Here is a 26,476-nt window from a genome sequence, read left to right as displayed (position 1 = left end):
CCCGTCCGCCATGCTCCGCATCGCCGTGCCCAACAAGGGCGCGCTCTCACAGGGCGCCACCGACATGCTGACCGAGGCCGGTTACCGGCAGCGCCGGTCCAGCCGCGACCTCCAGTCCGTCGACGCCGACAACGGCGTCGAGTTCTTCTACCTGCGCCCCGGCGACATCGCCACCTACGTCGCCTCCGGCGACCTCGACCTGGGCATCACCGGCCGCGACCTCGCCGTCAACTCCGGCGCCGAGGTCGAAGAGGTCCTGGCGCTCGGCTTCGGCCGCTCCACGTTCCGCTACGCGGGCCGCCCCGGCGAGATCGACTCCGTCGCCGGCCTCGACGGGAAGCGCATCGCGACCTCCTACCCGGGCGTCGTCCAGCGCGACCTCGACGCCCACGGCGTCAAGACCGCCATCGTCGAACTCGCCGGCGCCGTGGAGAACGCGATCGCCCTCGGCGTCGCCGACGCCATCGCCGACGTCGTCGAGACCGGCACGACCCTCAAGCAGGCCGGACTCGCCGTCTTCGGCGACCCGATCATGCACTCCGAGGCCGTCCTGGTCCGCAAGACCGGCAACGGCGAGACCGCGAACATCGAGCAGCTGCTGCGGCGCCTGCGCGGCGTCCTGGTCGCCCGCTCGTACGTCATGCTCGCCTACGACGTGCGCGCCGAGCTCCTCGAATCCGCGGTCGAGCTGACCCCCGGCATCGAGTCCCCGACGATCTCCCCGCTGCATCGGGAAGGGTGGGTCGCCGTCCAGTCGATGACCGAGCGCGCCGACCTGCACCGCGTCATGGACGCCCTCTACGAGCTGGGCGCCCGCGGCATCCTCGCGTCGAACATCGACGCCTGCCGCCTCTAGATCAGGAGAGCCGCGGCCGCTCCAGGGCGGCCGCGGCATCGGCCCGGTCCCGCAGCTCCGCCGCCATCGCGACCGCCTCGCGCGCGTCCCGGTGGTACGCGACCGCGTCGTGCCCGACCCCGCCCGCAGCGAGGGCCCGCACCGTTGCCAGGCCCTGCATCCGCTGAATGCGGCCCTGGGTCACCTTCACCGACTGGATGCGCGCGTACGGCACCGCCACATGGGTGTTCACCCACAGCCCGTGCCGCACCACGAACGCCCGGTCCGTCAACGCCGCACCGGTCTTCTTCCACGCCAACGGCATCCGCCACCGCGCCCGCACCGGCGGCCGCTCGGTCTCGAACACGCTCGGCAGGTCCGGGACCGCCGCGGCCGCCACGATCGCGACCTGGTCCGGATCGCCCACCGGCAGCGCCGTGGTCGACCTCGTCGCCGTCGCGCTCTGCTGCGCCACCGCCGCCGTCCACACCTCCACGCGCCGCCACCGGCGCGAGCGCCACATGACCGGTTCGTCGAAGCTCACGCCCGTGACCCGGTCGACCGGGACGGTCTCGTGGCTGGTGTCGGTCAGGCCGCGCTGGATGAGCAGGTTGCCGCCGTCGCGGCCGATGCGGAAGCGGCCGTTGCGCAGGAACCGGTTCACCATCGCCACGGTGCTCTGGAGATACCCCAGCAGTGCTGGGGCGAAGAAGCCCACCCACAGCGTGGTCGCGACCGTGCTGAATCCGAAGATCGACCCGGTCACCCCGAACGCCGTCCCCAGCACCAGGATCGCCGTGATCTGCACCGGCAGCGCCTCCAGGAGCGACGCCAGCGCCAGGCGCTTCACCGTGACCTGCGGGACCAGCAGCCCCGCGTCCCGGTCCACCGGCTCCCCTTCGGGCGCCTCCGGCTCCGGGGCCGCGGCCGGGCGTCCCGCGATCGCCAGCAGCTCGGCGCGCAGCTCCAGGGCCCGGTCGGCCTTGAGGTACGCCAGCCTCGCGTCGGTCCCGTCGCCGCCGGCGACCTCGATGTTCAACTGCGCCAAGCCGAACAGCCGCGCCCTGATCGGGCGCACCAGGTCCACCGACTGGAGCCGGTCGAGCGGGACCGTGCGGTGGCTGCGGGTGAACACGCCGCCGTAGATGTGCAGTTCGCGGCCCCAGATCACGAAGCCGCGGTACTGGAGCGCGATGAGGCTCGCGATCCCGCCGACCACGGCGGCCGCGAGCGCGATGTAGATCGCGAACAGGAAGTTCCTTGAGGTGAACGCCTGGATGCCCGCCGCGGCGGCGGCCGCGGTCAGGAACCGGAAGCTCTCCAGCAGCGGCGTGAGCGGGTGCAGGCGCTGGCGCTGGAGGCCTTGAGGCGGGGCGGTCGGCGCGTACGGCTCGGGCCCGAGCGGCGCCTCCGCCAGCGGGGGAGCGGGCTCGTCGCTCACAGCCCCTCCCGGACCTCGGCGGCCCGGACGGCGAGCCGGTCGCGCAGCGCGGACGCGACGGGCGGGTCGAGCCCGGGGACCTCGGTGGTCGAGCCGAGGGCCGCGGTGCGCACCTGGACGGTGGTGAGGCCGAACATCCGCTCGATGGGCCCGGCGGAGAGGTCGATGAGCTGGATGCGGCCGTAGGGGACGATGCTCAATCGCCTGGTCAGGAGCCCGTGGCGCACCACCAGGTCCTCCTCGCGCTCGGCGTAGCCCCAGGTCCGCACCGTCCGCGCGACGGCCCAGGCGCGGAGACCCGCGAGGACGACGTACCCGCCGAGGGCCCACAGGAGCCCGTCCCAGCCCAGCCAGATGCACAGCGGCACGGCCGCGAGGATCGCCAGGAGGAGGACGTTGAGGAGGCTCCGCAGTACCCACACGGTGCGCAGCTGCGGGGACATCGGCTGCCACTGGAGGTCGCCGGGCCACAGGTCCCACACCGGGGTCGCTTTCGGGCTCATGCCTTGATCATTCCACTCTCTCCGTCTCGCACGGGAATCCGCGTGCGGTGAGGAAGTCGCGCAGCACCGGCAGGTGCTCCTCGCAGGCGGCCCAGCGCTTGACGCGCTCGGCGCCGTGGATGCGCGGGTTGCGCCACAGCAGCATCCAGGCCGCGTCGCGGCGGCAGCCGCGGGAGGAGCAGACGGGTGTGGTCTCGCTGTCGTTCGGAGCGGCACTGTCGGGCACAGTGCGATTGTGCGTCATCGCGGTCAGCCGTGGCGAGGCCACACCGCTGTGTCGATGAACGCCTCGACCGCCTCGATGACGTCGGCGAGCGCGTTCGCCGAGTCCACCAGGGGCCTCCCGCGCAGGAACATGCCGTGGTCGGCGCCGCGGATCTCGCACACCTCGCCGGGCAGCTCGCGTGCGAGCGCCTGGTTCCACGCCGGGTCGGCGGTGCCGCCGATGAGCAGGAACGGGGCGGTGGCGCGGCGCAGGGCCTGGACGATCGAGTAGTCCTTGAGCAGGGGCGTGAACCAGATCGCCGGGAGCCCGTGGTGGGCGGCGAGCACGGCCGCGGCGGTGCCGAGGGACTTGCCGACCAGCAGCGGCGGGTCGTCGTTGTGGACCCGGTCGAGGACCGTCTCGGTCTGCTCGCACACGCCCTCGACCATGGTCTGCTCGTCGGCGGCCAGCCGGTCGACGTCCTTCCATTCGATCGGGTACGTATGCGCCCCACGCGATTGCAGCGCCACGTGGGTGTACATCAGCAGCGGCCCTTGGACGCTGTAGTTGCGTCCGGGAAGGAGGAGGGCCTGGCGGCGGCGGGACATGAGAGTGATTCTAGTGGCGCGCGGACCTGCGGACGGGCCGTCGCGGCGCGCCGTGGTCCGGAGAACAGGAGACCCGCACGACCACGGGGGAAGTCGTGCGGGTTGGAGAAAGCATAGCGCTCCGACATTTCGCAGCAACGGATTGAATCCGCGCGGCGTGTCACGCTCCAGGGCAAACACCCCCCAGGGGTTTGCCGCCCGGGGCCGCGCGCAGTCTAGACCTGCTGCGCCGCAAGGGGTTCGGGCAGAACTGTCGGGTTCCCGACAAAAGGCGGTGGGAATGCGCCAAACGGGTCCCTCCGGCCCCCTGCGGCCCTCGTACGGGCGCACTACCATCGACAGCACCGGACCGCTGCGCCACCGAAGAACGACGAACTTGGAGCCGATATGGGATCACCCGAGGGATCGGGATCGAACGGCCTTCCCACCCCGGCGGAGAACGCCGCCCTGCTGGAGAAGGCCCTGTTCGAGATCAAGAAGGTCATCGTCGGCCAGGACGCCCTGGTGGAGCGGATGTTCGCGGCGCTCCTGGCGCGCGGCCACTGCCTCATCGAAGGCGTGCCCGGCGTGGCGAAGACCCTCGCGGTCGAGACCATGGCCAAGGTCGTCGGCGCCGACTTCAACCGCATCCAGTTCACGCCCGACCTGGTCCCCGCCGACATCGTCGGCACCCGCATCTACCGGCAGTCCTCGGAGTCCTTCGACGTCGAGCTGGGCCCGGTCTACACCAACTTCGTGCTCGCCGACGAGATCAACCGCGCCCCCGCGAAAGTCCAGTCCGCGATGCTGGAGGTCATGGCCGAGGGCCGCATCTCCATCGGCGGCCAGACCCACGTCCTGCCCAAGCCGTTCCTGGTCATGGCCACCCAGAACCCGATCGAGCAGGAGGGCGTCTACCCCCTCCCCGAGGCCCAGCGCGACCGCTTCCTGTTCAAGATCAACGTCGGCTACCCCACCGACGCCGAGGAGCGCGAGATCGTCTTCCGCATGGGCGTCGACTCGCCCGTGCCCGACCGGGTCCTCGACACCGACGACCTCCTGCGCCTCCAGCAGGCCTCCGACGGCGTGTTCATCCACAACGCCCTCGTCGACTACGCCGTGCGCATCGTCATGGCCACCCGCAACCCCGCCGCCGCGGGCCTCGGCGCCATCGCCCGCCACATCCAGTACGGGGCCAGCCCGCGCGCCTCGCTCGGCCTCATCCGCGCCACCCGCGCCATCGCGCTCCTGCGCGGCAGGGACTACGCGCTCCCGCAGGACCTCGACGACATCGCGCCCGACGTCCTGCGCCACCGGCTCGTGCTCTCCTACGACGCCATGGCCGACGGCATCACCGCCGACCGCCTCGTCGTCCAGCTGCTCCAGGCCGTCCCGGCCCCCACCGTGACCCCGCGCCAGGACGCCGCCCCGCGCACCGCCGAACCCGCCTACCAGCAGCCCCAGCAGCCGGGGGCCTGGTAGCCGCGTGAACGCCGCCGACCTGCGCGCCCTCGACCGCCTCCAGCTCATGGTCACCCGCCGCCTCGACGGGCTGCTCCACGGCGACTACCTGGGCCTGCTCCCCGGCGCCGGCTCCGAGCCCGGCGAGGCCCGCGAGTACCGGGCCGGAGACGACGTGCGCCGCATGGACTGGCCGGTCACCGCCCGCACCACCGTCCCGCACGTGCGCACCACCATCGCCGACCGCGAACTGGAGACGTGGCTGGCGATCGACCTGTCGCCGAGCCTGGACTTCGGGACCGTCGGCATGCTCAAGCGCGAACTCGCCGAAGGCGCCGTCGCCGCGTTCTCCTACCTCGCCGGGCGCGGCGGCAACCGCATCGGCGCCGTCGTCACCGAAGGCGGCCCCGCCAAGGCGATCCCGCCCCGTCCCGGCCGCGGCGGCGCCCGCTCGCTGCTGCGCACCGTCACGGCCCTGCCGCGCGGCGAAGGCGCGGACCGCATGAAGGCCGAAGGCCGGAATGCGCCTGTGCAAGGTCTCGCCGACCTCATCGACAAGACCCGCCGCCACGCCCGCCGCCGCGGCCTCGCCGTCGTCATCTCCGACTTCCTTGAAGATGAAGACAATCCGAGCGACTGGTCCCGCGAACTGCGCCGCCTCGCGGTGCGCCAGCAGGTCCTGTGCGTCGAGGTCCTCGACCCCGCCGAGCTCGCGCTCCCCGACGTCGGCGTCCTCGACCTCATCGACCCCGAGACCGGCGCCACCGTCGAGATCCAGACCGGCAACGCCCGCTTCCGCGCCCGCTACGCCGAGGCCGCCGCCGAGCAGCGCGCCCGCATCGCCGCGGGCATCCGCTCCGGCGGAGCCGCCCACCTGCGACTGTCCACCGGCTCCGACTGGCTGCGCGACATCGCCGCGTTCGTCGCCGAGCGCCGCCACCTCGCCGCTTACCGCTGACCCGCAAGGAGAACCGTTGATCCGCCTGCTCGAACCCGCATGGCTGCTGGCGCTCATCCCCGTCGCGATCCTCGCCGGGGTGTACGTCTGGGCCCAGTTCGCCAGACAGCGGGTCGCCGTCAGGTTCGCCAACGCCTCGCTCCTGGCCAAACTCGTCCCGCGCATCCCCGGCTGGCGCCGCCACCTGCCCGCCGGACTCCTCGTCATCGCCCTCGCCGTCCTCGTCGGCGGCATGACCCGCCCCGCGGTCGACGTCGACGAGCCCCAGGAGCGGGCCACGGTCATCCTCGCCATCGACGTGTCCCTGTCGATGATGGCCACCGACGTCGACCCCACCCGCATCGACGCCGCCAAGGCCGCGGCCGCCGACTTCGTCGCCGAACTGCCCGAGCAGTACAACGTCGGCCTCGTGTCCTTCGCCGGATACGCCTCGGTCGTCGTGCCCCCCACCAAGAACCGCGCCGAGGTCACCACCGCGATCAACGGCCTCACCCTCGCCGAGGCCACCGCCACCGGCGACGCCGTCTTCGCGTCCCTCCAGGCCGTCCAGCAGGTCATGGCCGACGAGACCGGGCAGCTCGCCCCCGCGCGCATCCTCCTGCTCTCCGACGGCTACCGCACCGCCGGGCGCACCGTCGAAGAGGCCGGCGAAGCCGCCGCCGCCGCCGAGATCCCCGTCTCCACCGTCGCCTTCGGCACCGACGAGGGCGTCATCGAACTCGACGAGGAACTCGTCTCCGTCCCCGTCGACCGCGAGGCCCTCGCCGGACTCGCCGAGGCCACCGGCGGCGACTACTACGAGGCCGTCACCGCCGACCAGCTCCGCGCCGTCTACGAGGACATGGGCTCCTCCCTCGGCTACCGCACGATCGCAGAAGACGTGTCGCAGTGGTTCATCGGCACCGCGATGATCCTCCTGTTCGCCGCCGCCGGACTCAGCCTCGCGTGGACCTCCCGCCTGACCTGAGTCCGACACCACACCCTCCGTGAAGGCCCCTTCGCCCCTGAAGTGGGCCGTCGCTACGATCGTCGGTGGCTTCGTACAAAGAACATGAGGGAGTTCGGACAATGGCGCGCACGGTCCTCGTCACCGGAGGCAACCGCGGAATCGGCCTGGCGATCGCCCGGGCCTTCGCGGCCCAGGGCGACAACGTCGCCGTCACCCACCGCGGCTCCGGCGCCCCCGACGGCCTCTACGGCGTCCAGTGCGACATCACCGACACCGCCTCGGTCGACGCCGCCTTCACCGAGGTCGAAGGCAAGTTCGGCCCCGTCGAGATCCTCGTCGCCAACGCCGGCGTCACCGAGGACACGCTGCTGCTGCGCATGAGCGAGGACCAGTTCGAGCGGGTGGTCGACACCAACCTCAAGGGCGCCTGGCGCGTCGCCAAGCGCGCCTCCTCGAAGATGCTCCGCGCCAAGTTCGGCCGCATGATCTTCATCTCCTCGGTCGTGGGCCTGTACGGCAACGCCGGGCAGACGAACTACGCCGCCTCCAAGGCCGGCCTGGTCGGCCTCGCCCGCTCCATCACCCGGGAGCTCGGCTCGCGCAACATCACCGCGAACATCGTCGCCCCCGGCTTCGTCCAGACCGACATGACCGACGCGCTCCCCGAGGCGCAGCGGCAGGCGTACCTCGACTCGATCCCCGCCAAGCGCTTCGCGACCGGCGACGAGATCGCCGGGGCCGTCACCTGGCTCGCCGGCGACTCCGCGGGCTACGTCAACGGCGCGGTCATCCCCGTCGACGGCGGCCTGGGCATGGGCCACTAGGCCCGGACTAGTTTTCAAGCAGATAACGACGGAGGAACTCACATGTCTGGAATCTTGGACGGCAAACGGCTGCTCGTCACCGGTGTCATCACCGAGCAGTCACTCGGCTTCGGCGTGGCCAAGTACGCGCAGGAGCAGGGCGCCGACGTGGTCCTCACCGGTTTCGGGCGCCTCTCCCTGGTCGAGCGCATCGCGAAGAAGCTCCCCAAGCCCGCCCCCGTGGTCGAGCTCGACGCGACCGACCCCGAGCAGCTGGCCGGCCTCGCCGACAAGGTCCGCGAGCACGTCCCCTCGATCGACGGCGTCCTCCACGCCATCGCCTTCGCCCCGCCCGGCGCCCTCGGCGGGAACTTCCTGAACACCGAGTGGGCCGACGTCGCCAAGGCCGTCGAGGTCTCCACGTTCACCTACAAGTCCCTCGCTGTCGCCGCCCTGCCGCTCATGGAGAACGGCGGCGCGGTCGTCGGCCTCGACTTCGACGCGCAGCAGGCCTGGCCGGTCTACGACTGGATGGGCGTCGCCAAGGCCGGCCTGGAGGCGGTCAACCGCTACCTCGCCCGCGACCTGGGCCCCAAGGGCATCCGCGTCAACCTCGTCTCCGCCGGCCCGCAGCGCACCATGGCCGCCAAGTCCATCCCCGGCTTCGAGGCCTTCGAGGAGGCCTGGACCAAGCGCGCCCCGCTCGGCTGGTCCCTCACCGACTCCGAGCCCGTGGCCAAGGCCTGCGTCGCGCTCCTGTCCGACCTGTTCCCGGCGACCAGCGGCGAGATCATCCACGTCGACGGCGGCTTCCACGCCGTCGGAGTCGAGCGCACTGAAAACGTGAGCACTGGGCAGTAGCGGAGCCGCAATGACAGCCATAGAAACCACCAACGGGTACGACGCGGTCCTGCTCGTCTCCTTCGGCGGCCCCGAAGGACCCGGCGACGTCCTGCCGTTCCTGCGCAACGTCACCCGCGGCCGCGGCATCCCCGACGAGCGCCTCGCCGAGGTCGCCGAGCACTACTACCACTTCGGCGGCATCTCGCCGATCAACCAGTGGTGCCGCGAGGTCATCGAGGCGCTCCGCCAGGAGTTCCGCAAGGCCGGCATCGACCTGCCCATCTACTGGGGCAACCGGAACTGGCCGCCGATGCTCGTCGACGCCGTCACCCAGATGACCGGCGACGGCGTCAAGCGCGCCCTCGCCTTGTGCACCAGCGCGTACGGCTCCTACTCCTCGTGCCGCCAGTACGTCGAGGACGTCAACGCCGCCCGCGCCGCCGTCGGCGAGACCGCGCCGGTCATCGACAAGATCCGCCACTTCTTCGACCACCCCGGCTTCGTCGGCGGCTTCGCCCGCCAGCTCCAGGCCTCGCTCGACCAGATCGAGGACCAGTCGAAGACCCGGGTCGTCTTCACCGCGCACTCCATCCCCGACGTCATGGAGGAGTGCTCGGGCCCCGAAGGCGCGCGCTACTCCGACCAGGTCGCCGAGGCCGCCGCGCTCGTCGCCGAACGCGCCGGCTGGACCGGGCCCTTCGATGTCGTCTGGCAGTCCCGCTCGGGCCCGCCGTCGATGCCGTGGCTCGAACCCGACGTCAACGACCACCTCAAGGTCCTCGCCGCCGAAGGCGTCGACACCGTCGTGGTCAGCCCCGTCGGCTTCCTGTCCGACCACATCGAGGTCCTGTGGGACCTCGACAACGAGGCCAAGGAGACCGCGGCCGACCTCGGCCTGCGCTACCTGCGCGCCGGGACGCCCACCGTCGACGCCGACCTCGTCGGCATGTTCCGCGACCTCGTCGCCGAGCGCGTCCAGGGCGCCCCCATCCGCCGCCTCGGCAAACTCCCCGTCTGGGACCCGACCGTCGAGGGCTGCTGCCCCGCGCGCCGGCCCCCGGCCCCGGAGAAGCACCGCAACCGCTGACCGGAACCGGGCCCGCGACCGCGCCGAACGCACTTCTTGCAAGCGGTGCGGCGTGGCGGGCCCGGACCGGAATCCCCGCAGGTCCCGTGCGCGTGACATGCTTGACGGGTGGACGACGTATTCATCTGGATCATCGTCGCCGTGATCCTCGGCGCAGTCGAGCTCTTCACCGGCACCCTGGTCCTCGCCATGGTCGCCGTCGGAGCAGTGCTCGCCGGCGTCGGGGCCGCCATCGGCGCGCCCCTCTGGCTTCAGGCCGTGCTCTTCGGCGTCGGCTCCGTCGCCTCGATCTTCGGCCTCCGCCCCTTCCTCAAGCAGGCCCTCGAATCCGACACCGGGGCCGACACCTCCCACCGCCCGTTCGGGACCCGCGCGATCCAGGGCGCCGAAGCCCGCGTCATCGAGAAGGTCGACTCCTCCGGCGGCCTCGTCGAGATCTCCGGCGACAACTGGACCGCCTACCCCCTCGAACCCGACCAGCTCCTCGAACCCGGGGACACCGTCACCGTCGTCGAGATCAAGGGCGCGACGGTGATCGTGTGGAAGCAGTCGTTAAGTAGTCTCTGCCCATAGCCCGCCGATCCGCCAGAACACTGGAGGCTGAGAACACCATGGAACCCGTAGGCATACTGCTCCTGATCGTCGCGATCTTCCTGATCATCGTGCTCTTCCGCTCGATCAAGATCGTGCCCCAGCAGTGGAACTACATCATCGAGCGCCTCGGCCGCTACCGGCGCACCCTCGAACCGGGGCCGCGCCTGCTGATCCCGTTCGTGGACTCCGTCCGCGCCAAAGTGGACCTGCGCGAGCGCGTCGTCAACTTCCCGCCCCAGCCGGTGATCACCGCCGACAACCTCGGCGTGCAGATCGACACCGTGCTGTACTACATCATCACGCAGCCCACCGCCGCCGTGTACAACATCGAGGACTACCTCGCCGGCGTCGAGCAGCTCACCACCACCACGCTCCGCAACGTCGTCGGCTCCATGGACCTGGAGAAGACGCTCACCAGCCGCGAGGAGATCAACGCCCGCCTCGCCGCCGAGCTCGACAAGGCCACCGACAAGTGGGGCCTCAAGGTCACCCGCGTCGAGCTGCGCTCCATCGAACCGCCGCTGAGCATCCGCGACGCCATGGAGAAGCAGATGCGCGCCGAGCGCGACCGCCGCGCCGCGATCCTGAACGCCGAAGGCACCAAGCGCTCCGCGATCCTGAACGCCGAAGGCGAGCAGCAGGCCCAGGTCCTGCGCGCCAAGGGCCAGCGCGACGCCGCCGTCCTGCGCGCCGACGGTGAGGCCAAGGCCATCCAGACCGTCTTCGCGGCGATCCACAAGGCCAAGCCGACCGACCGCCTGCTGACCTACCAGTACCTCCAGACGCTCCCGTCGATCGCCCAGGGCAGCGCCAACAAGGTCTGGGTCGTCCCCGCGGAGCTCACCAGGGCCCTCGGCAGCGTCGGCAACGCCTTCGGCGGCGACAAGTCCGGGCCCGCCGAGGAGGAAGAGGTCGAGATCGACACCAGCGCCCTCGAACTCGACGACGAGGCCAAGAAGGCCCTCGAAGCGGCCCAGTCCGCCGCCCGCGAGGTCCAGGACTTCGGCGAGGGCAAGACCACGCCGCAGCTCCCGCCGTCTCCGGCTTAAGACCGAGTGACGCCCCCGGTCGGCCTTCGGGCCGACCGGGGGCGTTTCGCGTGCTGGGGGAGAATCACCGGGTGCCCGACCACGCAACCGAGATCCACGACCCCGAAGACGACCGCCTGGCCGACTACCGGGCGCTCACCGACCTGGCCCTGCGCACCCGCTTCGAGCAGCCCCACGGCCTGTTCATCGCCGAGGGCCACCAGGTCATCGGCCGCGCCCTGCGCGCCGGATACCGCATGCGCTCCATGCTCATCGACGCCAAGCGCGCCGACCAGCTGGCCCACCTCGCCGAGGGCGCCCCGTGCTACACCGCCGGGCCCGACGTCCTCGAATCGGTGACCGGCTTCCACGTCCACAGGGGAGCGCTGGCGTCGTTCCACCGCAAGGAACTCCCGGCCCCGGTCGACCTGCTTCGACGCGTCAACCGCCTCGTCGTCCTCGAAGGTCTGAACAACCACACCAACATCGGGGCGATCTTCAGGGTCGCCGCAGGCCTCGGCTTCGACGGCGTGCTCCTCGCCCCCGACTGCGCCGACCCGCTGTACCGCCGCAGCGTCCGCGTGTCGATGGGGGAGGTGTTCGCGGTGCCGTACGCGTATCTCGACCCGTGGCCCTCGGGTCTGTCCCTGGTCCGCGAGGCGGGCTTCACCCTCCACGGCCTCAGCCCGTCCCGCGGCGCGGTCGACATCGGCCGCCTCACGGCCGCAGAACGCGAACGCCCGGCCCTGCTCTTCGGCGCCGAAGGCCCCGGCCTCACCGAGGCCGCCCTCGACGCCTGCGACCGCACGGTCGTCATCCCGATGCACGCAGGGGTCGACTCACTCAACGTCGCGGCCGCGACGGCCGTGGCGTGCTGGGAACTCTCGCAACCGACCCCGCGCGGCTAGATTGCGACGGTGGTGAACTCCGACTCGCAAGGCGGGCCCCAGGTGTAGGAGAACCGGAGCGCGTCGAGTTCGAGGTGCGCGGCGAACGCGGTGTGCGTCCGCAGCTCCTCCGGGTCGGTCTCGATCGGGTGCCGGCACAGGGCCAGCGGTCCGCCCTCGTGGTCGCGCATGGCCGCGTACAGGTGCTCGGTCGACACGGGGGATTCCTTGGCGAGCAGGTGCTCCATGCGCTCGCAGCGGTGGTAGGTCGACACGCGACCGGAGTCGAGCCAGCTCTGGTAGACCCCGAGCGCTTCGGGAGCGCGGAAGTGGTTGGCGTGCACCAGAGGAGTGGTGCCGTCCTCATAAATAACTCTCGACCCCAGGGGAGAAGTCTCAACGGTGGCAACCCCGGAGGCTGAACTCCCGATGAAGAAGTTCGCAGAGCAAGCGGGCCGCGGAGCGGTCGCATGCCCGACGGCCTCTGCCAGCGTCGCCGACTGAAGAATCCGCCACGTCCGCAGGTGGAACGGAACCGAGTCGATCTTCCAGTCGTCGGCACTCGCGCCGAGCCCGTTGACGCACAACCCGATACCGGCCGAGTTGATCCCGATCTTGGCCCCGGCGACCCCGGCCTCGGTGAATCCGACCACGGTCGTCTCGCCGTGCTTCCACTGGAGCAGCGCGCCCTCGACCCCGGTGAACCAGTCCCAGTTCTGCCCGATGTGCGTCCCGCCGGCCGTGAACACCCCGTCCGATCCGCCGAACGAAGTGCACTCGGACCGAATGCTGTCTAGCGTCGGTCGCCCGAACTCGCTCCAAGCGCTGTACAGCAGCTCGTACCGAGCATTCAGAAGCGCAATATCCAGCAGGTTCTGCCCGGACCCGTCAGCGATCCCGTCCATGATCGCCCGGTACAGCGAGTCCTCCCGGGTGAACACCCCGAGGTACCGCTGGGACCGCTCGGCGAGCTCGTCCTCCTTCAAACCGGAGGTCAGCATCCGCGACCGGTACACGGCCACGTTCGTGGCGATCTGCTCCCGGAGCTGCTCACCGTGCTGCACGCCTTGCCGGTAGGGGCTTCCCTGGAGGTGGATGAGGGGCAGTTCAGTCATGCGAGCCATTGTGACAGAAGCGATATCGCCCCGCCACCTCGATTTTCACCGGCCCATGAGCGACTGCTCGACCTGCGAGTAGTGGATGGTCCACCACTTCACGAGCCCGGTCTGCCCGGGCAGCAGGTGGTCGCAGGCAGAGTTGTGACGCACGTAATGCCACTCGATGACCCAGTTGTCGGTCAGCCGATCCCACCAGAGCTGATGCGTGGCCAGCCCGATCTCAGGCTCGCCAACGTCAAAAACGGACCGATACCCCCCGGCGAAAGCCCGGATCCGATCACAGTCAAGACCCCGCTCATCGCCATAAGTGAAGTAGAACACCGCAGCGCGAGCCATCTCCCGAGCATAGGACGAAACGGTCAACCGGTCCCAGTCCAAGATCGCCGAGATCCGATCGTCAGGCCCATGCAGAACGTTATGAGGATGCAAGTCGCCGTGCGTGTACCCCGTGTACTGCGGCGCCAGGTCCGGAGGCCGCCGATCCCCGAGCCGAACGAGCAGCCCCCGCTTCAACCGAAGCGTCTGCTCAGCGGTCGCCTCGAACCCGGTCTTGTCCCCACGCCCGGCCGCCACCAGCTCCAACAACCGGTCGACTTTCTGCAAAGCAGCCTCGGTAGTAGGAGGATTCTCAGGCTTGGGAGCCCGATCGGCAGGAATGGAAGCGTGCAGAGTCCGGTGCAGCCGCCCAATCACGGAACCCAAATCCCGGCAAGCATCACGAGACATGGACAAACCAGACCGGTGCCGGCCGCCGACCCAGGGGAAGACGCCGAACTCCTCGCCCTCCAAGAAAATGGTGGTGCGCCCATCCCGGCTCAACACCGGCAAGACGACCGGCACCCCCGACCCGCCCAGCGTCTGCAAGACATGAAACTGAAACTGAAGCTCAGGCCCGGTGACGTCCCGGAACAACTTCAGCAGGTACGACCCGCTCGACGTGTCCACCCGCCAAGACCGGTTCATCAACCCGGTCTGCACCCGCTGCATCTGGTAGATCTGGCCCAGATCCCAATGCGCCAGCGCCGCGTCGGGGAGTCGAGGCGCGGTCACGGTCATACCCCCAAGCGTAGCCGCCGCCCGCCCCCCACCCCGACCGCGAACCCCCCTTGCGCCGCCCTCGGATCAGTCGTGTAAAGTTTCGTCTCGTGCCGGGGCAAGCCAAAAGGCCCAACTGGCAGCCAAAACAAACTCCATATACACTCTCTCTGTGCACGCGCGGGTGGCGGAATGGCAGACGCGCTAGCTTGAGGTGCTAGTGTCCTTTAACGGACGTGGGGGTTCAAGTCCCCCCTCGCGCACAGATAAGAAGGCTTCGGGTAACCGGGGCCTTCTTTTTCATGGTTTCACACTCCTTTTGCCGTTGGTGCCTGCTAGGGGTGAGCCGGGAAGTGAGCCAATTATTTGCCAGTTCTCCGTCCTTTTTGGTTTGGACGCCAGTTGCCCAAGGCATCGTCGATCAGCTGGGCGCCCTCGGCGATGACCGGCTTCAACTGGTGCCGGTAGACTCCGCGGGTGGTCGCGATGTCCTTGTGTCCCACCAGGTCGGCGATGAGTTCGATCGGTGCGCCACGGTCGGACAGGACCGACACGTACGTGTGGCGCAATTCTCGCGGTGTCCATGAGCCGGCGATCCCCGCCTTGGCGACGACGGCCCGGAACTGGTCGCGGATGACCTGGGCCTGCTCGACCGGGTCGTAGCGTGTGCCGAAGGCGTAGACGATGTTTGTCGACTTCCAGCCGTGTGCGGCCCGCCACTGCTGTTGCTGGACGCGATGCTTGCCCAGCATCTCGATGACGAGTTGCGGGAGTGCGGACGTGCGCCGGCTCTTCGGGGTCTTTGTGTCGCCGCCTTCGCGTACCGAGTGCCACATCTCGACATGCGGGGGGAGATCGTGGTCGTGAACGCTCCCGCACGAGCACCGCTGCCCCTCAACCGGGTTGAGGTGAAGATGTCGCCATTCGAGCGGTCGGGCCTCCTCGGTCCGGATTCCCGCCAGCGCCGAGATCGCGATGTAGGCCGCGATCGAGGATGCCGCCATGTCCTGGGCCAGGTCGTTGAGCCAGTAATCGACGTCGTCGGCTCGGAGCCGCTTCAGCTTTACGCGGCCCAGGCCGGGGATGATCCGCGCATTCACGTGGTAGGCGAGATCTTCTACGGACTTCTTGGCGAGATGCCGGGTGCCGTTTGCGAGAAAGTCGCGTGCGGCATCGGCGACGGTGTACTTGTTGCCCGTATTGATGCCGCTGGCGACCTCATGCTTCAACACCTCGAGCTTGGCCCAGGTTTCCGCCTTCGTGTGGCCGATCACCGCTGGTCGGATCCTGCTCCCGTCAGGCCGGGATCCCAGAGACGGCGAACCGACGAAGCATCCGCGATTCTTGTCCCAGTAGACCGAGCCGGCACCGTTTGGCGCCCGCTTGTGAGGGTGTTCGCGTGCTTCTTGGCGGTCATCTCGTCGCCTCCTGGGGAGGTCTCACCTTCATGGTAGAAGCCGCGAACTCCGCCGGATGGGAAACACTTCCCATATCCGACCGGCCCGCCGAGAATGGCCACGGGTTCGACTCCCACTACCTCCGCAAACGGAAAAATAGAACAATAAGGACCTTCATGTTGAAGGTCCTTCTTTTCGCATACGGCTTGATATCGACCGCATGTTCTAACGCGAGAGCTGCGAAAGGTGACGTACGGTTGCGGGCGACCTTGCGCGCGTCTCTCAGTGCATTGAGGGTCGCCGGAGTGGCTCGCCACCGCAGCTCGGGATAGTCGTTGAGCAGCACCGAGATCGCTCCGCCGCCGTTCACCGCTCCGATCCCGTCGAACTGGCGGTCACCCGGGCCTTCCAGGAGTTCCACCACCTGGACCGGTTTTTCGCCGCCCGCAACGTCTCCTCGGAATGGTCAGTCGGTGATGTCGCCGTAGATCAGGCCGCGGCCGTTGGTGGCGATGTAGACCCGGCCGTAGACGTCGGGGTCACCGGAGACGGCCTTGCCGGTCCAGCCCCACTGGTGGGCGTCGTCGTTGATGCGGACCCAGTTGCGGCCCTCGTCGGTGGAGCGCCAGATGCCGCGCTGGCCACCGGCTTTCGCCGAGGTGTAGATCGCCGGGTAGCCGTACCGGGAGCGGCTTCTGCCGAAGCCGACCGCGTCGGCCTCTTCGAAGTCGCGCACCCGCCTCCAGGTGGTGCCGGCGTCGACCGAGCGCCACATGCCGTACGTCCTGTCGGCTTCGCCGCCGGCGAGCCACAGGTGCTTCGCTCTGCCGGGGACTGCGCGGAGGTCCACGGGCCCTTCGGAAGGCAGGCCGGCCGCTCCCGTCGCGGCGAAGGCACGGCCGCTGTTCGCGCTGGCGTAGCAGACGCCTGCGGCGAAGGCGTACAGGCGGTTCGGATCGGCACGGTCGGATCGCACGAGCGCTCCGGCGGGGAGTCCCTCGACGGAAGTCCAGGTCTGGCCGAGGTCGGTGCTGAACACCGGTGCGGTCGAGCCGGGAGACCAGACGATCACCGCGCCGTCGGCGCTCACCGCGACGGTGCCCGCGTTGCCGCCGCCGGCGACGCCGTCCAGACGCGTCGTGGTCGACCAGGTCGCGCCGCGATCGAGGGAGACGCCCACATGCCCGTCGACGTCGCCTTCGACGTCGCCCGTGCCGACGACGACGTCGGGGTTCAGGCCGGCGAAGTCGAGGCTGCGGCCGGACGTCCAGTTCGGGCGGCGGATCATGGCGCCGGGCTGGTCGAGGTCGGTCTGGACGAACCCGCCGAGGTCGCCCATGGCCGAGACGAGGGTTCCGCCGAGTGCGGCGATGTCCTGGACCGCGGTCTCCTCGATGCCGTGGACGCGGATGCCCACTTCGAACGGCTCGACCGGCAGCGGCACCTGGTGTCCGGCGGCGTCGTCCCAGCCGACGAGCGGGCCCTGCTCGTCCCAGGCCGTCAGCTGCTCGGTGCCCCAGATGGTCCCGCCGATCCACATGATCCGGTCGGAGTCGTGCGGGTCGATCGAGAGGGCGTCGATCATCCAGCCGTGCTTGATCGCGTAGGCCGGTCCGTCGTCGGTCTTGCCGAACGTCAGCCACTCGTTTCCAGTGGGGTCCAGGGTGAACCGGTCGGTGCGCTGCGGCGGCCACGACCAGTTCGCGTCCCACGCGTAGTCCCAGCTGGTCTGCCACGTCGCGCCGGAGTCGGTGGAGCGGAACAGGATCTCGTCGGGGTACCAGTGGTTCTCGGTCGCGGCCATCAGCGTCCCGGGTCGCTGGCGGTCGACGGTGAGGCCGCCGAACCCGGGGATGGTGCCGAGCGGGTCGTACGCGGGGGTGACATCGGTCCACTCGCCGGTGGCCAGTGACAGGCGCTGGATCGAGCCGCCCCGGCCGGTGGCGGGCGGGCCGTTGTAGGGGCCGGGATCCCAACTGGTGACGATGAACAGGTGGCCGTTCTCGTGGTCGATCGCGGCCTGCTTGGGGATGGTGCGGTTGCCGTCGGCGGTTCCGAGCGCGGCCGCCGCGCCGGGGACGGGCTGCCAGGTCGCGCCCCGGTCGGCGGAGACGTAGAGCGGGTCGGCCGGGTCGGCGACACCGACGAAGATCCGGCCGTCATCGGCGAACTCGACCCAGATGACGCCCTGGTTGTCGCCGGAGTAGGGGTCGCCGGGGGTGATAACGAAGTTCCCGGGATTGGGAAAGTCGGCGACCTCGGACCAGGTGCGGCCGTGATCGACCGACCGCCACAGGCCGTTGCCGTTCGGGGCTCCCAAGTAGACGTTCGCGTTGTCGTGCGGGTCGACGGCCAGGCGCTCGCCCATGCCGCGGCCGGGCATGTTGCCGCCCTGCTTGAACGGCAGCTCGGCGGCGCCCCAGGTCTCACCCTTGTCGTCGGAGTAGAGGACCGCGCCGTCGGTGGGGTCCCAGTCGTTCGTATAGGTCCCGACCGCCGCGTACACGCGGTTCGGCTCCACCGGGTCGGTCGCGACCGAGACGACGCCGGTCCAGCCCCAGTGGTCCCAGCCGATCCAGTCCAGGAGTGGCTTCCAGGTCTGCGAGCCCTCCTGCCAGCGGTAGAGGCCGCCGATGTCGGTGCGGGCGTAGATGAGATCGGCCTCGGTCTCGTTGAAGACGATGCCGGGGACCCAGCCGCCGCCGTTCACGATCGCGTTGCGCCAGGTGTAGGCGTCTTCGCAGTGGCCGGAGGCTTTGGCTTGGGCGCCGGCGGGAACGGAGGCGGCCGCGACAGCGGCGGCGCCGAGTGAGGCGGCGAGGGTGCGTCGTCGCACGAGTGCTCCAAAAGGGAGAGAGGAGTGGCCGGGGCGGTGGGGACCGGTAACCGCTTAGTTAGTTTTGAGTCCCAACATAACAAGCCGGTCCCTTCCGGGCAAGGGGCTCGGGCGATGTTCTGTTCAGCGGGTTGACCATCAGCGCCAGCGCGCTCGCAACTCGCCGAACATGGCCTTGGACTCGGGGCCGACCACGAGCCGAGGAGCTTGAGGGCCTCGTGCGGGGCCGCCCCGGGTTCGGCCGACCACCGCACGAGCCGCCGGCCGGGGTCGCCGGTGTCAGCGCACGCCGGCTGCGTCGAGCAGGATGGCCACCGTGGGGGCGAGGAAGCCGTCAAGGTGCTCGGCGCCGATGCCGGCGCGGGCGCTGGCACCGTCGAAGACCAGGGTGAGCTGCCGGGCGAGGAAGTCCGGATCGCCCGCCCCTCCCTGCTCGGCCTCGGCGCGGAAGAAGGAGGTCAAGTCGGCTTTGACCTGCCGTGCCACCCGGCTCGCGGGGTGGTCCGGGTCTTTGAGCTCGATCTCCGCCGACAGGTAGGGGCAGCCGCGGAACTCCGGGTCGGCCGACTGCGAGGTCACCCGCTCGAAGACGTGGGCGATCCGGTCGCGGGCCGCGCGGCCGTCGTCCGCGGCGGGCAGGAGGCCCGCGACGTACGCCGAGGCGCGCCGCTCCAGGCTGGCGGCCAGGAGCTCGTCCTTGCCGGCGAACAGCTGGTACATGGAGCGCTTGGACACCCCGGCCGCCTTGCACAGCGCCTCGATGCCGATGTTGACGCCTTCGCGGTAGGTGAGCGTCGCCGCCGCCTCCAGCAGCCGTTCGCGGGAACTGGGCTTCACGTCTGTCGTCATCGTGCCAGGTTAGCGCGGTTGCGGAAAAAAGAAAACCGATCGGTGTACATCACTTGCATTCAGGAAACCGATCGGTTTACACTTGCTGAAACCGATCGGTTTCCAATCGAGTCCGAGGAGCACCGCAATGTCGACCGAAAGTCCGCGTCCCACCATCCGCATCCCGGGGACGACCAGCCACACCATCGCGCCACGCCACGCCCGCGAGGGGGCGCTGCGCTACCTCAAGGCGGGCCGCGGCGCGCCCTTGGTCCTGCTGCACACCGTGCGCACCCAGGCCGAGCACTTCCGCGCCCTCATCCCGCTGGTCGCGGACCGGTACACCGTGTACGCCCTCGACCTGCCCGGCATGGGCTACTCCGAGATCGTGCCCGCCGCCTCCTACGACGAGCCCGCGATGCGCGCCGGGGTCGAACGGCTCCTGACCGAGCTCGACCTCCGCGACGTGACGCTGCTCGGCGAGTCCATGGGCGCCACGCTCGCCCTGACCGCCGCCGCCGACCTGCCCAAGCGGATCCGCCGCGTCATCGCGGTCAACACCTACGACTTCCGCGGCGGCATCGCCCGCTCCAGCTTCCTCGCCCGCGCCGTGACCGGCGGCGCCCGCGCCCCGCTCATCGGCCCCGTGATCGCCGGAGTCGAGCCCAAGCCGCTCTTCCGCGCCATCCTCCAGGGCGGACTCGGCGACACGACCGCCCTCCACGAGGACTACGTGGACGAACTCCTCCACGTCGGCACACGCCCCGGCTACCCGACCGTCGCCCGCGGCGTCTACCGCAACCTCCCGAGCCTCATCGCGGCCCGCTCCCGCTACCGCGAGGTCGAAGCGCCCGTCCACCTCGTCTACGGCGAGCAGGACTGGTCCCGGCCCTCGGACCGGGAGGCGAACCGGGCGCTGCTGCCCGATGCCGAGTTCACGCAGGTCCCGGGCGTCGGCCACTTCATCGCCCTGGAACGGCCCGACGTTCTGGCCGACCTCCTCACCCGCAAAGGGGCCGCGTCCGCGAACTGACGAATGCGAGGGTTGCATGCGCCACAAACCCTTCAATGAGAAAACCGATCGGTTTACAGTTGTTGAAACCGATCGGTTTCCCAATTTCGGGAGCCAGTTTCAGGAGGTAGTCATGACAGCGATCAAGGGCGCAGCCGTCCTCGTCACCGGCGGCAGCCGGGGCATCGGCAAGGCCATCGTCGAGGAGCTCTTCGTACGCGGCGCCGCCAAGGTCTACGCCACGGCCCGCGACCCGCGAACGGTCGCGCACCCCGGTGCCGTCCCGCTCGCGCTCGAGGTCACCGACCCGGCGTCGGTGGCGGCCGCCGCCGAGCAGGCCCAGGACGTCACCATCCTCATCAACAACGCCGGCGCCGCGACCGGCGCCTCATACCTCGACTCCCCGATGGAGGACGTGCGCCGGGACCTGGAGACCAACTTCTACGGCCCGCTGCTGGTCACCCGGGCCTTCGCCCCGATCATCGAACGCAACGGCGGCGGCCGGATCCTCAACGTCCACTCCGCACTGTCGTGGCTCGCCGACGGCACCCCTTACAGCGCCTCCAAGGCCGCGCTGTGGTCGCAGACCAACTCCCTGCGCCTGGCCCTGCAACCGCGCGGCATCGGCGTGACCGGACTCCACGTCGCCTACGTGGACACCGACATGACCGCAGGTCTCGACGCGCCCAAGTCCGACTCCCGCGACGTCGCCGCGGCCGCGCTCGACGGCATCGAAGCCGGAGCCCACGAAGTCCTCGCCGACGACACCACCCGCTGGGTCAAGTCCCAGGTCTCCGGCGACCTCGAAGCCCTCTACACCCAACTGCAGCTGTAACGCTCAACCCACCGAATCAAGGAGGCGATGGCGACGAAGGCGGCGATGTCGGCGCGGGAGACGGCGAAGCCGATCCGGTCGGTGCCGTAGAAGCCGACCCGGAGTTCCCCTGTCGGTGGCGTGTCCTTGGGTGCGGTGAACCGGACGATCGTCCAGTGGAGGCCGGAGTTCTTGATCAGGTCGCTCATACCGAGAAGCTCGCGGAAGGCGCGCGGCAGGAGGTTGCGTCCCATGAAGCCGATCAGCCGAGTCTGGAACGTGGGCCGCTCGCGGGGGTCCGAGAGGCCGGGGGTGCCGACCCAGGGCGCTGACGACCGCGTCGGCCCCGGCCACGGCGTTGTCGATCGCCTCGGCGTCGGACATCTCGCCGATCACGGTGCGGACGCGGTCGCCCCAGGAGGTGGGGATCTTCTTCGGGTTGCGGGCGTACGCGGTGACGGTGTGGCCGCGTTTCAGAAGCGACTCTACGGTGAGCGAGCCGATTGCGCCGGTGGCGCCGAAGACGGTGACGTGCATCGGGTTCGGCCTTTCTGGGTGTCGAGGACGTGGCGGACTGCCGAGACGACGGTCGCTCCGAAGCGGTTGATCGAGGCCGCGACCATGTCGGCGGGCATGCCGCCGAGGTCGACTTGGCCGAGGAACCTGTCGATGCCGAGCGCTGCCCGGAGGTCGAGGATCTTCTCGGCAACCTCGACCGGTCCCGCCGACCATGAGCGCGCCGCGGCGGGCCGCCAGTTGGGTCATGGCGGCGCGGTCGGCGCGGAAGCCCCTGCCGCCGTTGGTCTCCGGCTAGAGGTAGCGCCGGCAGTACGGGAAGAGCTCGTCCAGGGCCTGCTCGGTCGACTCGCCCACAAAGCAGTGACTGGTGACGCCGACGGTGAGGTGTTCGGGCGCGTGCCCGGCGGCGGCCCCGGCGCGCCGGTACAGGTCGACCAGGCCCTCGCGCAGACACCGAAGGCCTGCCCGAGAGCGTAGTCGAGGACTTGCTCGCCTCGCCGCGATCGACCGTGATCCTCGTCGGCAGCCATGAACGCGCCCGCAAGGTGCTCCAGGCGGTCAGTGAGCGGGGACTCTCCAACGCCGACGTATCCGTGGCCGGTTACGACGACGCCGACATTGCGGTTCACCCGGCGAACCGAAACGCTCACTCCGCCCTCGAACTTCTGGCTCCGTGCCCATGGCGCCAGCGGGTCCCGAAGGCTGTGCCGGGCGCCCAGAGGCGCTCGGGTCCGTCGGGAGCCGGCGAGGTCGCTTCGCTAGACCGGCCAGAGTGGTGGTATCCGTTCTGGTCTCGTAGGGTTGACGGCGGCTACGGGAGGTCATTGTGGGCGAGGCGATCGGGTCGGCGAAGGAGGCCGCCGGCAATGAGCTGGTGGTGGCGTTCGGGCGGTTCCTGGGGGCGGCGAACCGGCTGGAGCACGTGCTCGGGCGGGCGATCGAGGAGTCGTGCGGGATCTCGCACCTGATGTTCGAGGTGCTGCTGATCCTGGCCCGCGCGGGCGAGGCGGGCCTGCCGATGCGCGCGATCAGCCGCGAGCAGGTGCTGACCACCGGCGGGGTGACGCGGCTGATCGACAGGATGGAGGCCGCGGGCCTGGTCGCGCGCGGCGCCAACCCGGACGACCGGCGCGGGCGCATGGTGCGGTTGACGGAGGCCGGTGAGGCGAAGGCGGTCGAGGCCTCCCGCGTCCACGTGGAGAACGTCCGCCGGTACTTCCTGGAGCCGCTGCCCGCCGAGCACCGCGAAGTGTTCGTCGAGGACCTGCGGGTTCTCAGTCGTTCGGCGGGCGACGCGGTCGGGCGTCTGCGATAGTCGGGAGTGCTCCGCCGGGTGTGATCCACGCTGCGGACGAGCAGAAGGAAATATCTGACTACTCAGATACTGTTGTGTCAGGTGAACGGTTCCCGTGCCGCGCGGGACCCGCACGCGATACGAGGAGCACTCATGGCCGCGCTCGATTTCCACATCCATGACCTGGACTTCCCGGCCGGCAACCCGGCCAAGACCGCCACACTCGTCACCGGCGAGTCCGAGGCGCTGCTGGTCGACGCCGGGTTCACCCGCGCCGACGGCCACCGCCTCGCTGCTGCCGTCCTGGACTCCGGCAAGACGCTCACCACCGTCTACATCAGCCACGGCGACCCCGACTTCTACTTCGGCGCCGAAGTCCTCGCCGACGCCTTCCCCGACGCCCGTTTCGTCGCCACCGCGCCGGTCATCGAGCACATCAAGCACTCGTACGAAGGCAAGCTGAAGGCTTGGGCGTCCTCGGGCGCGAACCTGCCCACCCGCCTGGTCGACCTCGACGTCCTCGACGGCGACATCGACCTCGAAGGCCACCGCTTCGAGCTCAAGGGCGGCGCCCCCGGGCTCGCCGACCGCCACTACCTGTGGCAGGCCGAGCAGCGGGCCGTCCTGGGCGGCGTCCTCGTCTTCTCCGGCCAGCACGTGTGGACCGCCGACACCGACGAGGCCGCCCGCGCCGTCTGGCGCCGGGTGCTCGACGAGATCGAGGCCCTCGACCCGGCCCTGGTCGTGCCCGGCCACCGCGCTCCCGGCGCGGCCGCGACCGTGGAGGCCGTCCGCTACACCCGCGACTACCTGAACGCGTTCGAGGAGGTCCTCAAGGACCAGCCGAACGGCGAGGCCGTCACCGGCGAGCTCGTCCGCCGCTACCCGGACGCGCAACTCCTGGTCGCCGCCCAGATCGGCGGCAAGGTCGCGAAGGGCGAGATGGCATGGGGCTGAACGAGTTCGAGGCCTCGACCGCACCGCGGGACGTCGTGCGCCGCCAGTACCTGGCCTCCGCCGCAGGCGATCTGGAGGCGCTGCGCGCCACGCTCGCACCGGACGTGGAGTGGACCGAGATGGCGGGCTTCCCGCTCGCGGGGATCTACCGCACGCCCGAAGGCGTCACCGCGAACGTGATGGAGCGCCTCGGCGCCGACTGGATCGACTGGACCGCCCACGACGACGTCTATGTGGTCGACGGCGAGAACGTCGTGGTCCTGGCCCGCTACACCGCGGCCAACAAGGCCACCGGCGAACCGATCGACGTCCGCGTCGCCCACCACTTCACCGTCCGGGGCGGGCTGATCGTGCGCTTCGAGCAGTTCGTGGACACCGCCAAGGTCCGCGACGCCATGGCCTAGAAATACAGCTCCACCGGGTGAGGACCAGTCGCCGATCGCCGGAACACCAGGCAATCGCGTGCGCTGGTCCTCATCACCTCGGCTCCTCGCCTGCACCCACGGGCGGCAGGCTCAAACGGAGGCGCGTTCGATGACGGCCGCGCCCGGTCGCGGGACACCGGTGTGGTCCTGGCCGAGCGCGTCCCGCGCGGCCCGCAGCCCGAACTCCTCAGCGTCGATGCGAACACTGGACAGCGGCGGCATCGCGTACGCGCCGTAACCGGCATCGTCGAAGCCCATGACCGCGATCGCGTCGGGAACCGCCAGGCCGATCTCGCGAAGGCCGTCTTCGGCGCCGGCCCGATCGGCCTCGGCGCCGCCATCGGCTTCAAACTCAGTGGCGCCTCGCACGTCACCGTCATCGACATCCAGCCCTCGCGCCTCGAGAAGGCCCTCGCGATCGGCGCCGACTCGGTGATCAACTCCGCCGAAGAGGACGTCGCCGAGCGCCTGACCGAGCTGCACGGCAAGGGCGCCACCGCCTTCGGCAAGCCCCGCGCCGGCACCGACGTCTACCTCGACGCTGCCGGCGCCCCGGCGGTGATCGCCACCGCGCTCGCCAACGCCAAGCACAACGCGACCCTCGGCATCGTCGCCGTCCACAAGCAGCCGGTCGAGGTCCCCTTCGGCGACTTGCTCGACTCCGAGGTGAACATCGTCCTCTCGATGGGCTACCCGAAAGTGGTAGTCACCTTCGACTGAGCGAATCGGCTCTTGTTCGGACTCGACTCGGTCGGGTTCGGCGCAGTCCGGGCATGAGGTGTACCCGGTCCGGTGGTGGATCTGGGTTGTCCGTGTCAGAGCCAGGCTGCGGCGAGGGCGTGTTCGAGGGTGTGCTGCCATCCGTGGGGGGCGTGGGTTTCGCGGCTGGCGATGCCGGCGAGCCAGAGCAGGTTGAGCATGTCGGCTTCGGTGAAGTCGGGTGAGAGGACGCCGTCGCGGTGGGCCTGGCGGACCAGGTCCTTGCCGAGGGCGGTCGAGTGCTCGCAGATGCCCAGGAGCGCGACGGCGTCAGGGTAGCGGAGCAGGACGGCGTCGTTCAGGGCCGGGTCCTGCCGCTGGAGCTCGATCATGCCGTGGACGAAGGCTTCGCGTCGGTCATGTCCCTCCCATCACATGTTGAGGATGCCCTCAATTTAGATGCTACAGTCATATCTTGAGGCACCACTCAAGATACAGGAAGGCGGTCCTCCCATGGCCACGCGAACCGCGACCGAGCCCTCGACCCGACTGGTCGTCGACGTCTGGGCAGACGTGCTCTGCCCCTGGTGCTACATCGGCGAGCACCGCCTGGAAGCCGCGATAGCGCAGTCGCCGCATGCCGATCGGATCGACGTGAGCGTCCGCACCTTCGAGATCAACCCGCACGCGAGCAGCGCGGTGGTCCCCACCTTGGAGTTCTTGACGGCCAAGCACGGCGTCTCGGCCGCGCAGGGAAGGGCGATGGAGCAGCGCATGGCCGGCCTGGCTGCGGCCGAGGGACTTCCTTTCGCGATCGACCGGCCCGCGGGCAACACCGGCGACATGCTGCGGCTGATCCACCTCGGGGCCGAGCACGGCCGCGCCTGGGAGTACCTGCGTGCGATGCAGGCCGAGGTCTTCCGCGGCGACTACCGGGCCTTCGGACACGCCACGCTCATCCGCCTCGGCGAGGAGCTCGGCATCCCCTCCGGCGAGATCCGCGACGTCCTGGGAAGCGACCGGTACGCCGCGGCGGTCCGTGCCGACCACGCCGAAGCCCTGGAGCTCGGCGCTCGGGGCGTCCCGTTCACCGTCCTGGGAAAGCGCCTCGGGATCCCCGGCGCGGTCAGCACCGGCGAGTACGCCGCCGCGATCGAGCAGGCATGGGAGCAGGTCAATGGCTGACGCCGCGACGACGACCGACCCGCCGCTGTACCTGATCACGGCCGAAGCCGAGGGCTACTGCGACCCCGAGACCGGCGCCTGCGCCCTCCCCGGCGGCACCGACCAGGGCGAGGCCGACCAGGTCGCGCCCGCAACACCCACCACCGACCGCTGAACACCGAACAGAAGGAGCACCA

31 protein-coding genes, 1 tRNA gene and 1 pseudogene are annotated in these 26,476 nt (G+C 70.0%); 19 read left to right on the top strand and 14 right to left on the bottom strand.

Annotation, left to right across the window (positions count from 1 at the left end):
* Positions 1–10: 10 nt before the first annotated feature.
* Positions 11–856 (top strand): ATP phosphoribosyltransferase, encoded by an 846-nt coding sequence (gene hisG / locus DI269_RS08865; RefSeq protein WP_112134860.1) that lies wholly within the window; start codon positions 11–13, stop codon positions 854–856.
* A 1-nt stretch (position 857) separates the two neighbouring features.
* Here hisG and DI269_RS08860 read toward each other — a convergent pair whose 3' ends face one another.
* From DI269_RS08860 to DI269_RS08845, 4 genes are read right to left on the bottom strand one after another with little or no spacing between them, the layout of a single operon-like run.
* A complete protein-coding gene (locus tag DI269_RS08860; protein ID WP_112134858.1) occupies positions 858–2,276 on the bottom strand; it encodes a PH domain-containing protein in 1,419 nt (472 codons plus the stop codon).
* Positions 2,273–2,779, bottom strand: coding sequence for a PH domain-containing protein (locus tag DI269_RS08855; protein WP_112134856.1), 507 nt, complete (start codon positions 2,777–2,779; stop codon positions 2,273–2,275). The genes DI269_RS08860 and DI269_RS08855 overlap by 4 nt, the downstream gene beginning before the upstream one ends.
* Before the next feature lie 7 nt (positions 2,780–2,786).
* Positions 2,787–3,005: a hypothetical protein gene (locus DI269_RS08850; protein ID WP_112134968.1), complete on the bottom strand. Its 219-nt coding sequence runs from the start codon at positions 3,003–3,005 to the stop codon at positions 2,787–2,789.
* Positions 3,006–3,028: 23 nt separating this feature from the next.
* Complete coding sequence (locus tag DI269_RS08845) at positions 3,029–3,592, bottom strand: alpha/beta fold hydrolase (protein ID WP_198667269.1); 564 nt, start codon at positions 3,590–3,592, stop codon at positions 3,029–3,031.
* A 387-nt stretch (positions 3,593–3,979) separates the two neighbouring features.
* Between DI269_RS08845 and DI269_RS08840 the strand changes: the two genes are divergently transcribed.
* From DI269_RS08840 to DI269_RS08800, 9 genes are all read left to right on the top strand, one after another.
* Positions 3,980–5,053, top strand: coding sequence for an AAA family ATPase (locus DI269_RS08840; protein ID WP_112134854.1), 1,074 nt, complete (start codon positions 3,980–3,982; stop codon positions 5,051–5,053).
* A gap of 46 nt (positions 5,054–5,099) precedes the next feature.
* Positions 5,100–5,990, top strand: coding sequence for a DUF58 domain-containing protein (locus DI269_RS08835; protein ID WP_112134966.1), 891 nt, complete (start codon positions 5,100–5,102; stop codon positions 5,988–5,990).
* Between the two features lie 16 nt (positions 5,991–6,006).
* Positions 6,007–6,957, top strand: coding sequence for a VWA domain-containing protein (locus tag DI269_RS08830; protein WP_112134853.1), 951 nt, complete (start codon positions 6,007–6,009; stop codon positions 6,955–6,957).
* A gap of 101 nt (positions 6,958–7,058) precedes the next feature.
* Positions 7,059–7,763, top strand: a complete 705-nt coding sequence (fabG, locus tag DI269_RS08825) for a 3-oxoacyl-ACP reductase FabG (protein WP_112134851.1) — start codon at positions 7,059–7,061, stop codon at positions 7,761–7,763.
* A 42-nt stretch (positions 7,764–7,805) separates the two neighbouring features.
* The gene (gene fabI, locus DI269_RS08820) at positions 7,806–8,603 is read left to right on the top strand and encodes an enoyl-ACP reductase FabI (RefSeq protein WP_112134849.1); all 798 of its coding nucleotides are present in this window, start codon (positions 7,806–7,808) and stop codon (positions 8,601–8,603) included.
* Between the two features lie 10 nt (positions 8,604–8,613).
* Positions 8,614–9,672, top strand: a complete 1,059-nt coding sequence (locus DI269_RS08815) for a ferrochelatase (RefSeq protein ID WP_112134847.1) — start codon at positions 8,614–8,616, stop codon at positions 9,670–9,672.
* A 108-nt stretch (positions 9,673–9,780) separates the two neighbouring features.
* Entirely contained in the window at positions 9,781–10,245 is a 465-nt protein-coding gene (locus tag DI269_RS08810; protein ID WP_112134845.1) for an NfeD family protein, read from the top strand.
* A gap of 38 nt (positions 10,246–10,283) precedes the next feature.
* Complete coding sequence (locus DI269_RS08805; RefSeq protein ID WP_112134843.1) at positions 10,284–11,315, top strand: SPFH domain-containing protein; 1,032 nt, start codon at positions 10,284–10,286, stop codon at positions 11,313–11,315.
* A gap of 50 nt (positions 11,316–11,365) precedes the next feature.
* Positions 11,366–12,202 (top strand): TrmH family RNA methyltransferase, encoded by an 837-nt coding sequence (locus tag DI269_RS08800; RefSeq protein ID WP_408612280.1) that lies wholly within the window; start codon positions 11,366–11,368, stop codon positions 12,200–12,202.
* On the opposite strand, the gene DI269_RS08795 is transcribed toward DI269_RS08800, so the two are convergent.
* Positions 12,199–13,296: a C45 family autoproteolytic acyltransferase/hydolase gene (locus tag DI269_RS08795; RefSeq protein ID WP_157974855.1), complete on the bottom strand. Its 1,098-nt coding sequence runs from the start codon at positions 13,294–13,296 to the stop codon at positions 12,199–12,201. The genes DI269_RS08800 and DI269_RS08795 overlap by 4 nt on opposite strands.
* 45 nt (positions 13,297–13,341) lie before the next feature.
* Entirely contained in the window at positions 13,342–14,355 is a 1,014-nt protein-coding gene (locus DI269_RS08790) for a phosphotransferase (protein ID WP_112134837.1), read from the bottom strand.
* Between the two features lie 157 nt (positions 14,356–14,512).
* On the opposite strand from DI269_RS08790, the gene DI269_RS08785 reads away from it, so the two are divergent.
* Positions 14,513–14,597, top strand: a tRNA-Leu gene (locus tag DI269_RS08785).
* Between the two features lie 99 nt (positions 14,598–14,696).
* On the opposite strand, the gene DI269_RS08780 is transcribed toward DI269_RS08785, so the two are convergent.
* The 4 genes from DI269_RS08780 to DI269_RS08770 form a co-directional block, all read right to left on the bottom strand.
* Positions 14,697–15,608 carry a tyrosine-type recombinase/integrase gene (locus tag DI269_RS08780; RefSeq protein ID WP_198667268.1) on the bottom strand — a complete coding sequence of 304 codons (912 nt, stop codon included), beginning with the start codon at positions 15,606–15,608 and terminating at the stop codon, positions 14,697–14,699.
* Positions 15,609–15,867: 259 nt separating this feature from the next.
* Positions 15,868–16,155 carry a hypothetical protein gene (locus DI269_RS26940; protein ID WP_157974854.1) on the bottom strand — a complete coding sequence of 96 codons (288 nt, stop codon included), beginning with the start codon at positions 16,153–16,155 and terminating at the stop codon, positions 15,868–15,870.
* Between the two features lie 42 nt (positions 16,156–16,197).
* Complete coding sequence (locus DI269_RS08775; protein ID WP_112134833.1) at positions 16,198–18,567, bottom strand: beta propeller repeat protein; 2,370 nt, start codon at positions 18,565–18,567, stop codon at positions 16,198–16,200.
* A gap of 279 nt (positions 18,568–18,846) precedes the next feature.
* Positions 18,847–19,416, bottom strand: a complete 570-nt coding sequence (locus DI269_RS08770) for a TetR/AcrR family transcriptional regulator (RefSeq protein WP_112134831.1) — start codon at positions 19,414–19,416, stop codon at positions 18,847–18,849.
* Between the two features lie 127 nt (positions 19,417–19,543).
* On the opposite strand from DI269_RS08770, the gene DI269_RS08765 reads away from it, so the two are divergent.
* Both DI269_RS08765 and DI269_RS08760 read left to right on the top strand, forming a co-directional pair.
* Positions 19,544–20,428 (top strand): alpha/beta fold hydrolase, encoded by an 885-nt coding sequence (locus DI269_RS08765; RefSeq protein WP_112134829.1) that lies wholly within the window; start codon positions 19,544–19,546, stop codon positions 20,426–20,428.
* Between the two features lie 112 nt (positions 20,429–20,540).
* Positions 20,541–21,242, top strand: coding sequence for an SDR family oxidoreductase (locus DI269_RS08760; RefSeq protein ID WP_112134827.1), 702 nt, complete (start codon positions 20,541–20,543; stop codon positions 21,240–21,242).
* On the opposite strand, the gene DI269_RS28610 is transcribed toward DI269_RS08760, so the two are convergent.
* Together DI269_RS28610 and DI269_RS29040 are read right to left on the bottom strand one after the other, a co-directional pair.
* Positions 21,221–21,475: an NAD(P)H-binding protein gene (locus DI269_RS28610; protein ID WP_198667267.1), complete on the bottom strand. Its 255-nt coding sequence runs from the start codon at positions 21,473–21,475 to the stop codon at positions 21,221–21,223. The genes DI269_RS08760 and DI269_RS28610 overlap by 22 nt on opposite strands.
* Before the next feature lie 112 nt (positions 21,476–21,587).
* Positions 21,588–21,758 (bottom strand): annotated as a pseudogene (locus DI269_RS29040) (NAD(P)H-binding protein); the annotation flags it as partial.
* Positions 21,759–22,566: 808 nt separating this feature from the next.
* On the opposite strand from DI269_RS29040, the gene DI269_RS08745 reads away from it, so the two are divergent.
* The 3 genes from DI269_RS08745 (at position 22,567) to DI269_RS08735 (ending at position 24,395) form a co-directional block, all read left to right on the top strand.
* The gene (locus tag DI269_RS08745) at positions 22,567–23,055 is read left to right on the top strand and encodes a MarR family winged helix-turn-helix transcriptional regulator (RefSeq protein WP_112134823.1); all 489 of its coding nucleotides are present in this window, start codon (positions 22,567–22,569) and stop codon (positions 23,053–23,055) included.
* 132 nt (positions 23,056–23,187) lie between these two features.
* Positions 23,188–23,991 carry an MBL fold metallo-hydrolase gene (locus DI269_RS08740; protein ID WP_112134821.1) on the top strand — a complete coding sequence of 268 codons (804 nt, stop codon included), beginning with the start codon at positions 23,188–23,190 and terminating at the stop codon, positions 23,989–23,991.
* On the top strand, positions 23,982–24,395 hold the full coding sequence (locus DI269_RS08735; protein WP_112134819.1) for a nuclear transport factor 2 family protein: 414 nt from the start codon (positions 23,982–23,984) through the stop codon (positions 24,393–24,395). The genes DI269_RS08740 and DI269_RS08735 overlap by 10 nt, the downstream gene beginning before the upstream one ends.
* 111 nt (positions 24,396–24,506) lie before the next feature.
* On the opposite strand, the gene DI269_RS29035 is transcribed toward DI269_RS08735, so the two are convergent.
* Positions 24,507–24,674 carry a hypothetical protein gene (locus DI269_RS29035; RefSeq protein WP_408612279.1) on the bottom strand — a complete coding sequence of 56 codons (168 nt, stop codon included), beginning with the start codon at positions 24,672–24,674 and terminating at the stop codon, positions 24,507–24,509.
* Between DI269_RS29035 and DI269_RS08730 the strand changes: the two genes are divergently transcribed.
* Positions 24,660–25,136 carry a zinc-binding dehydrogenase gene (locus tag DI269_RS08730; protein ID WP_408612282.1) on the top strand — a complete coding sequence of 159 codons (477 nt, stop codon included), beginning with the start codon at positions 24,660–24,662 and terminating at the stop codon, positions 25,134–25,136. The two genes, DI269_RS29035 and DI269_RS08730, sit on opposite strands and share 15 nt — an antisense overlap.
* 95 nt (positions 25,137–25,231) lie before the next feature.
* Here DI269_RS08730 and DI269_RS08725 read toward each other — a convergent pair whose 3' ends face one another.
* A complete protein-coding gene (locus DI269_RS08725) occupies positions 25,232–25,507 on the bottom strand; it encodes a hypothetical protein (RefSeq protein ID WP_112134815.1) in 276 nt (91 codons plus the stop codon).
* Positions 25,508–25,628: 121 nt separating this feature from the next.
* Here DI269_RS08725 and DI269_RS08720 point away from each other — a divergent pair, with 121 nt between their 5' ends.
* Both DI269_RS08720 and DI269_RS26935 read left to right on the top strand, forming a co-directional pair.
* Positions 25,629–26,300, top strand: coding sequence for a DsbA family oxidoreductase (locus DI269_RS08720; RefSeq protein ID WP_112134813.1), 672 nt, complete (start codon positions 25,629–25,631; stop codon positions 26,298–26,300).
* Positions 26,293–26,454 carry a hypothetical protein gene (locus DI269_RS26935; RefSeq protein WP_157974853.1) on the top strand — a complete coding sequence of 54 codons (162 nt, stop codon included), beginning with the start codon at positions 26,293–26,295 and terminating at the stop codon, positions 26,452–26,454. Before DI269_RS08720 ends, DI269_RS26935 begins: the two co-directional genes overlap by 8 nt.
* Positions 26,455–26,476: the final 22 nt, after the last annotated feature.

It is taken from the genome of Glycomyces dulcitolivorans (genome assembly GCF_003265355.1).
GTDB classification, from domain to species: domain Bacteria; phylum Actinomycetota; class Actinomycetes; order Mycobacteriales; family Micromonosporaceae; genus Glycomyces; species Glycomyces dulcitolivorans.
The sequence above is the reverse complement of the archived record's forward strand: the minus strand, read 5'-3'. Positions and strand labels throughout refer to the sequence as shown.

Bases quoted from the DNA above. Each gene is read 5' to 3' on its own strand.
- hisG (WP_112134860.1), top strand. From the start codon at position 11: ATGCTCCGCATCGCCGTGCCCAACAAGGGCGCGCTCTCACAGGGCGCC.
- DI269_RS08855 (WP_112134856.1), bottom strand. From the start codon at position 2,779: ATGAGCCCGAAAGCGACCCCGGTGTGGGACCTGTGGCCCGGCGACCTC.
- DI269_RS08845 (WP_198667269.1), bottom strand. From the start codon at position 3,592: ATGTCCCGCCGCCGCCAGGCCCTCCTCCTTCCCGGACGCAACTACAGC.
- DI269_RS08840 (WP_112134854.1), top strand. From the start codon at position 3,980: ATGGGATCACCCGAGGGATCGGGATCGAACGGCCTTCCCACCCCGGCG.
- DI269_RS08835 (WP_112134966.1), top strand. From the start codon at position 5,100: ATGGTCACCCGCCGCCTCGACGGGCTGCTCCACGGCGACTACCTGGGC.
- fabG (WP_112134851.1), top strand. From the start codon at position 7,059: ATGGCGCGCACGGTCCTCGTCACCGGAGGCAACCGCGGAATCGGCCTG.
- fabI (WP_112134849.1), top strand. From the start codon at position 7,806: ATGTCTGGAATCTTGGACGGCAAACGGCTGCTCGTCACCGGTGTCATC.
- DI269_RS08815 (WP_112134847.1), top strand. From the start codon at position 8,614: ATGACAGCCATAGAAACCACCAACGGGTACGACGCGGTCCTGCTCGTC.
- DI269_RS08805 (WP_112134843.1), top strand. From the start codon at position 10,284: ATGGAACCCGTAGGCATACTGCTCCTGATCGTCGCGATCTTCCTGATC.
- DI269_RS08795 (WP_157974855.1), bottom strand. From the start codon at position 13,296: ATGACTGAACTGCCCCTCATCCACCTCCAGGGAAGCCCCTACCGGCAA.
- DI269_RS08790 (WP_112134837.1), bottom strand. From the start codon at position 14,355: ATGACCGTGACCGCGCCTCGACTCCCCGACGCGGCGCTGGCGCATTGG.
- DI269_RS08770 (WP_112134831.1), bottom strand. From the start codon at position 19,416: ATGACGACAGACGTGAAGCCCAGTTCCCGCGAACGGCTGCTGGAGGCG.
- DI269_RS08765 (WP_112134829.1), top strand. From the start codon at position 19,544: ATGTCGACCGAAAGTCCGCGTCCCACCATCCGCATCCCGGGGACGACC.
- DI269_RS08760 (WP_112134827.1), top strand. From the start codon at position 20,541: ATGACAGCGATCAAGGGCGCAGCCGTCCTCGTCACCGGCGGCAGCCGG.
- DI269_RS28610 (WP_198667267.1), bottom strand. From the start codon at position 21,475: ATGGGACGCAACCTCCTGCCGCGCGCCTTCCGCGAGCTTCTCGGTATG.
- DI269_RS08740 (WP_112134821.1), top strand. From the start codon at position 23,188: ATGGCCGCGCTCGATTTCCACATCCATGACCTGGACTTCCCGGCCGGC.
- DI269_RS08735 (WP_112134819.1), top strand. From the start codon at position 23,982: ATGGGGCTGAACGAGTTCGAGGCCTCGACCGCACCGCGGGACGTCGTG.
- DI269_RS29035 (WP_408612279.1), bottom strand. From the start codon at position 24,674: ATGGGCTTCGACGATGCCGGTTACGGCGCGTACGCGATGCCGCCGCTG.
- DI269_RS08725 (WP_112134815.1), bottom strand. From the start codon at position 25,507: ATGATCGAGCTCCAGCGGCAGGACCCGGCCCTGAACGACGCCGTCCTG.
- DI269_RS08720 (WP_112134813.1), top strand. From the start codon at position 25,629: ATGGCCACGCGAACCGCGACCGAGCCCTCGACCCGACTGGTCGTCGAC.
- DI269_RS26935 (WP_157974853.1), top strand. From the start codon at position 26,293: ATGGCTGACGCCGCGACGACGACCGACCCGCCGCTGTACCTGATCACG.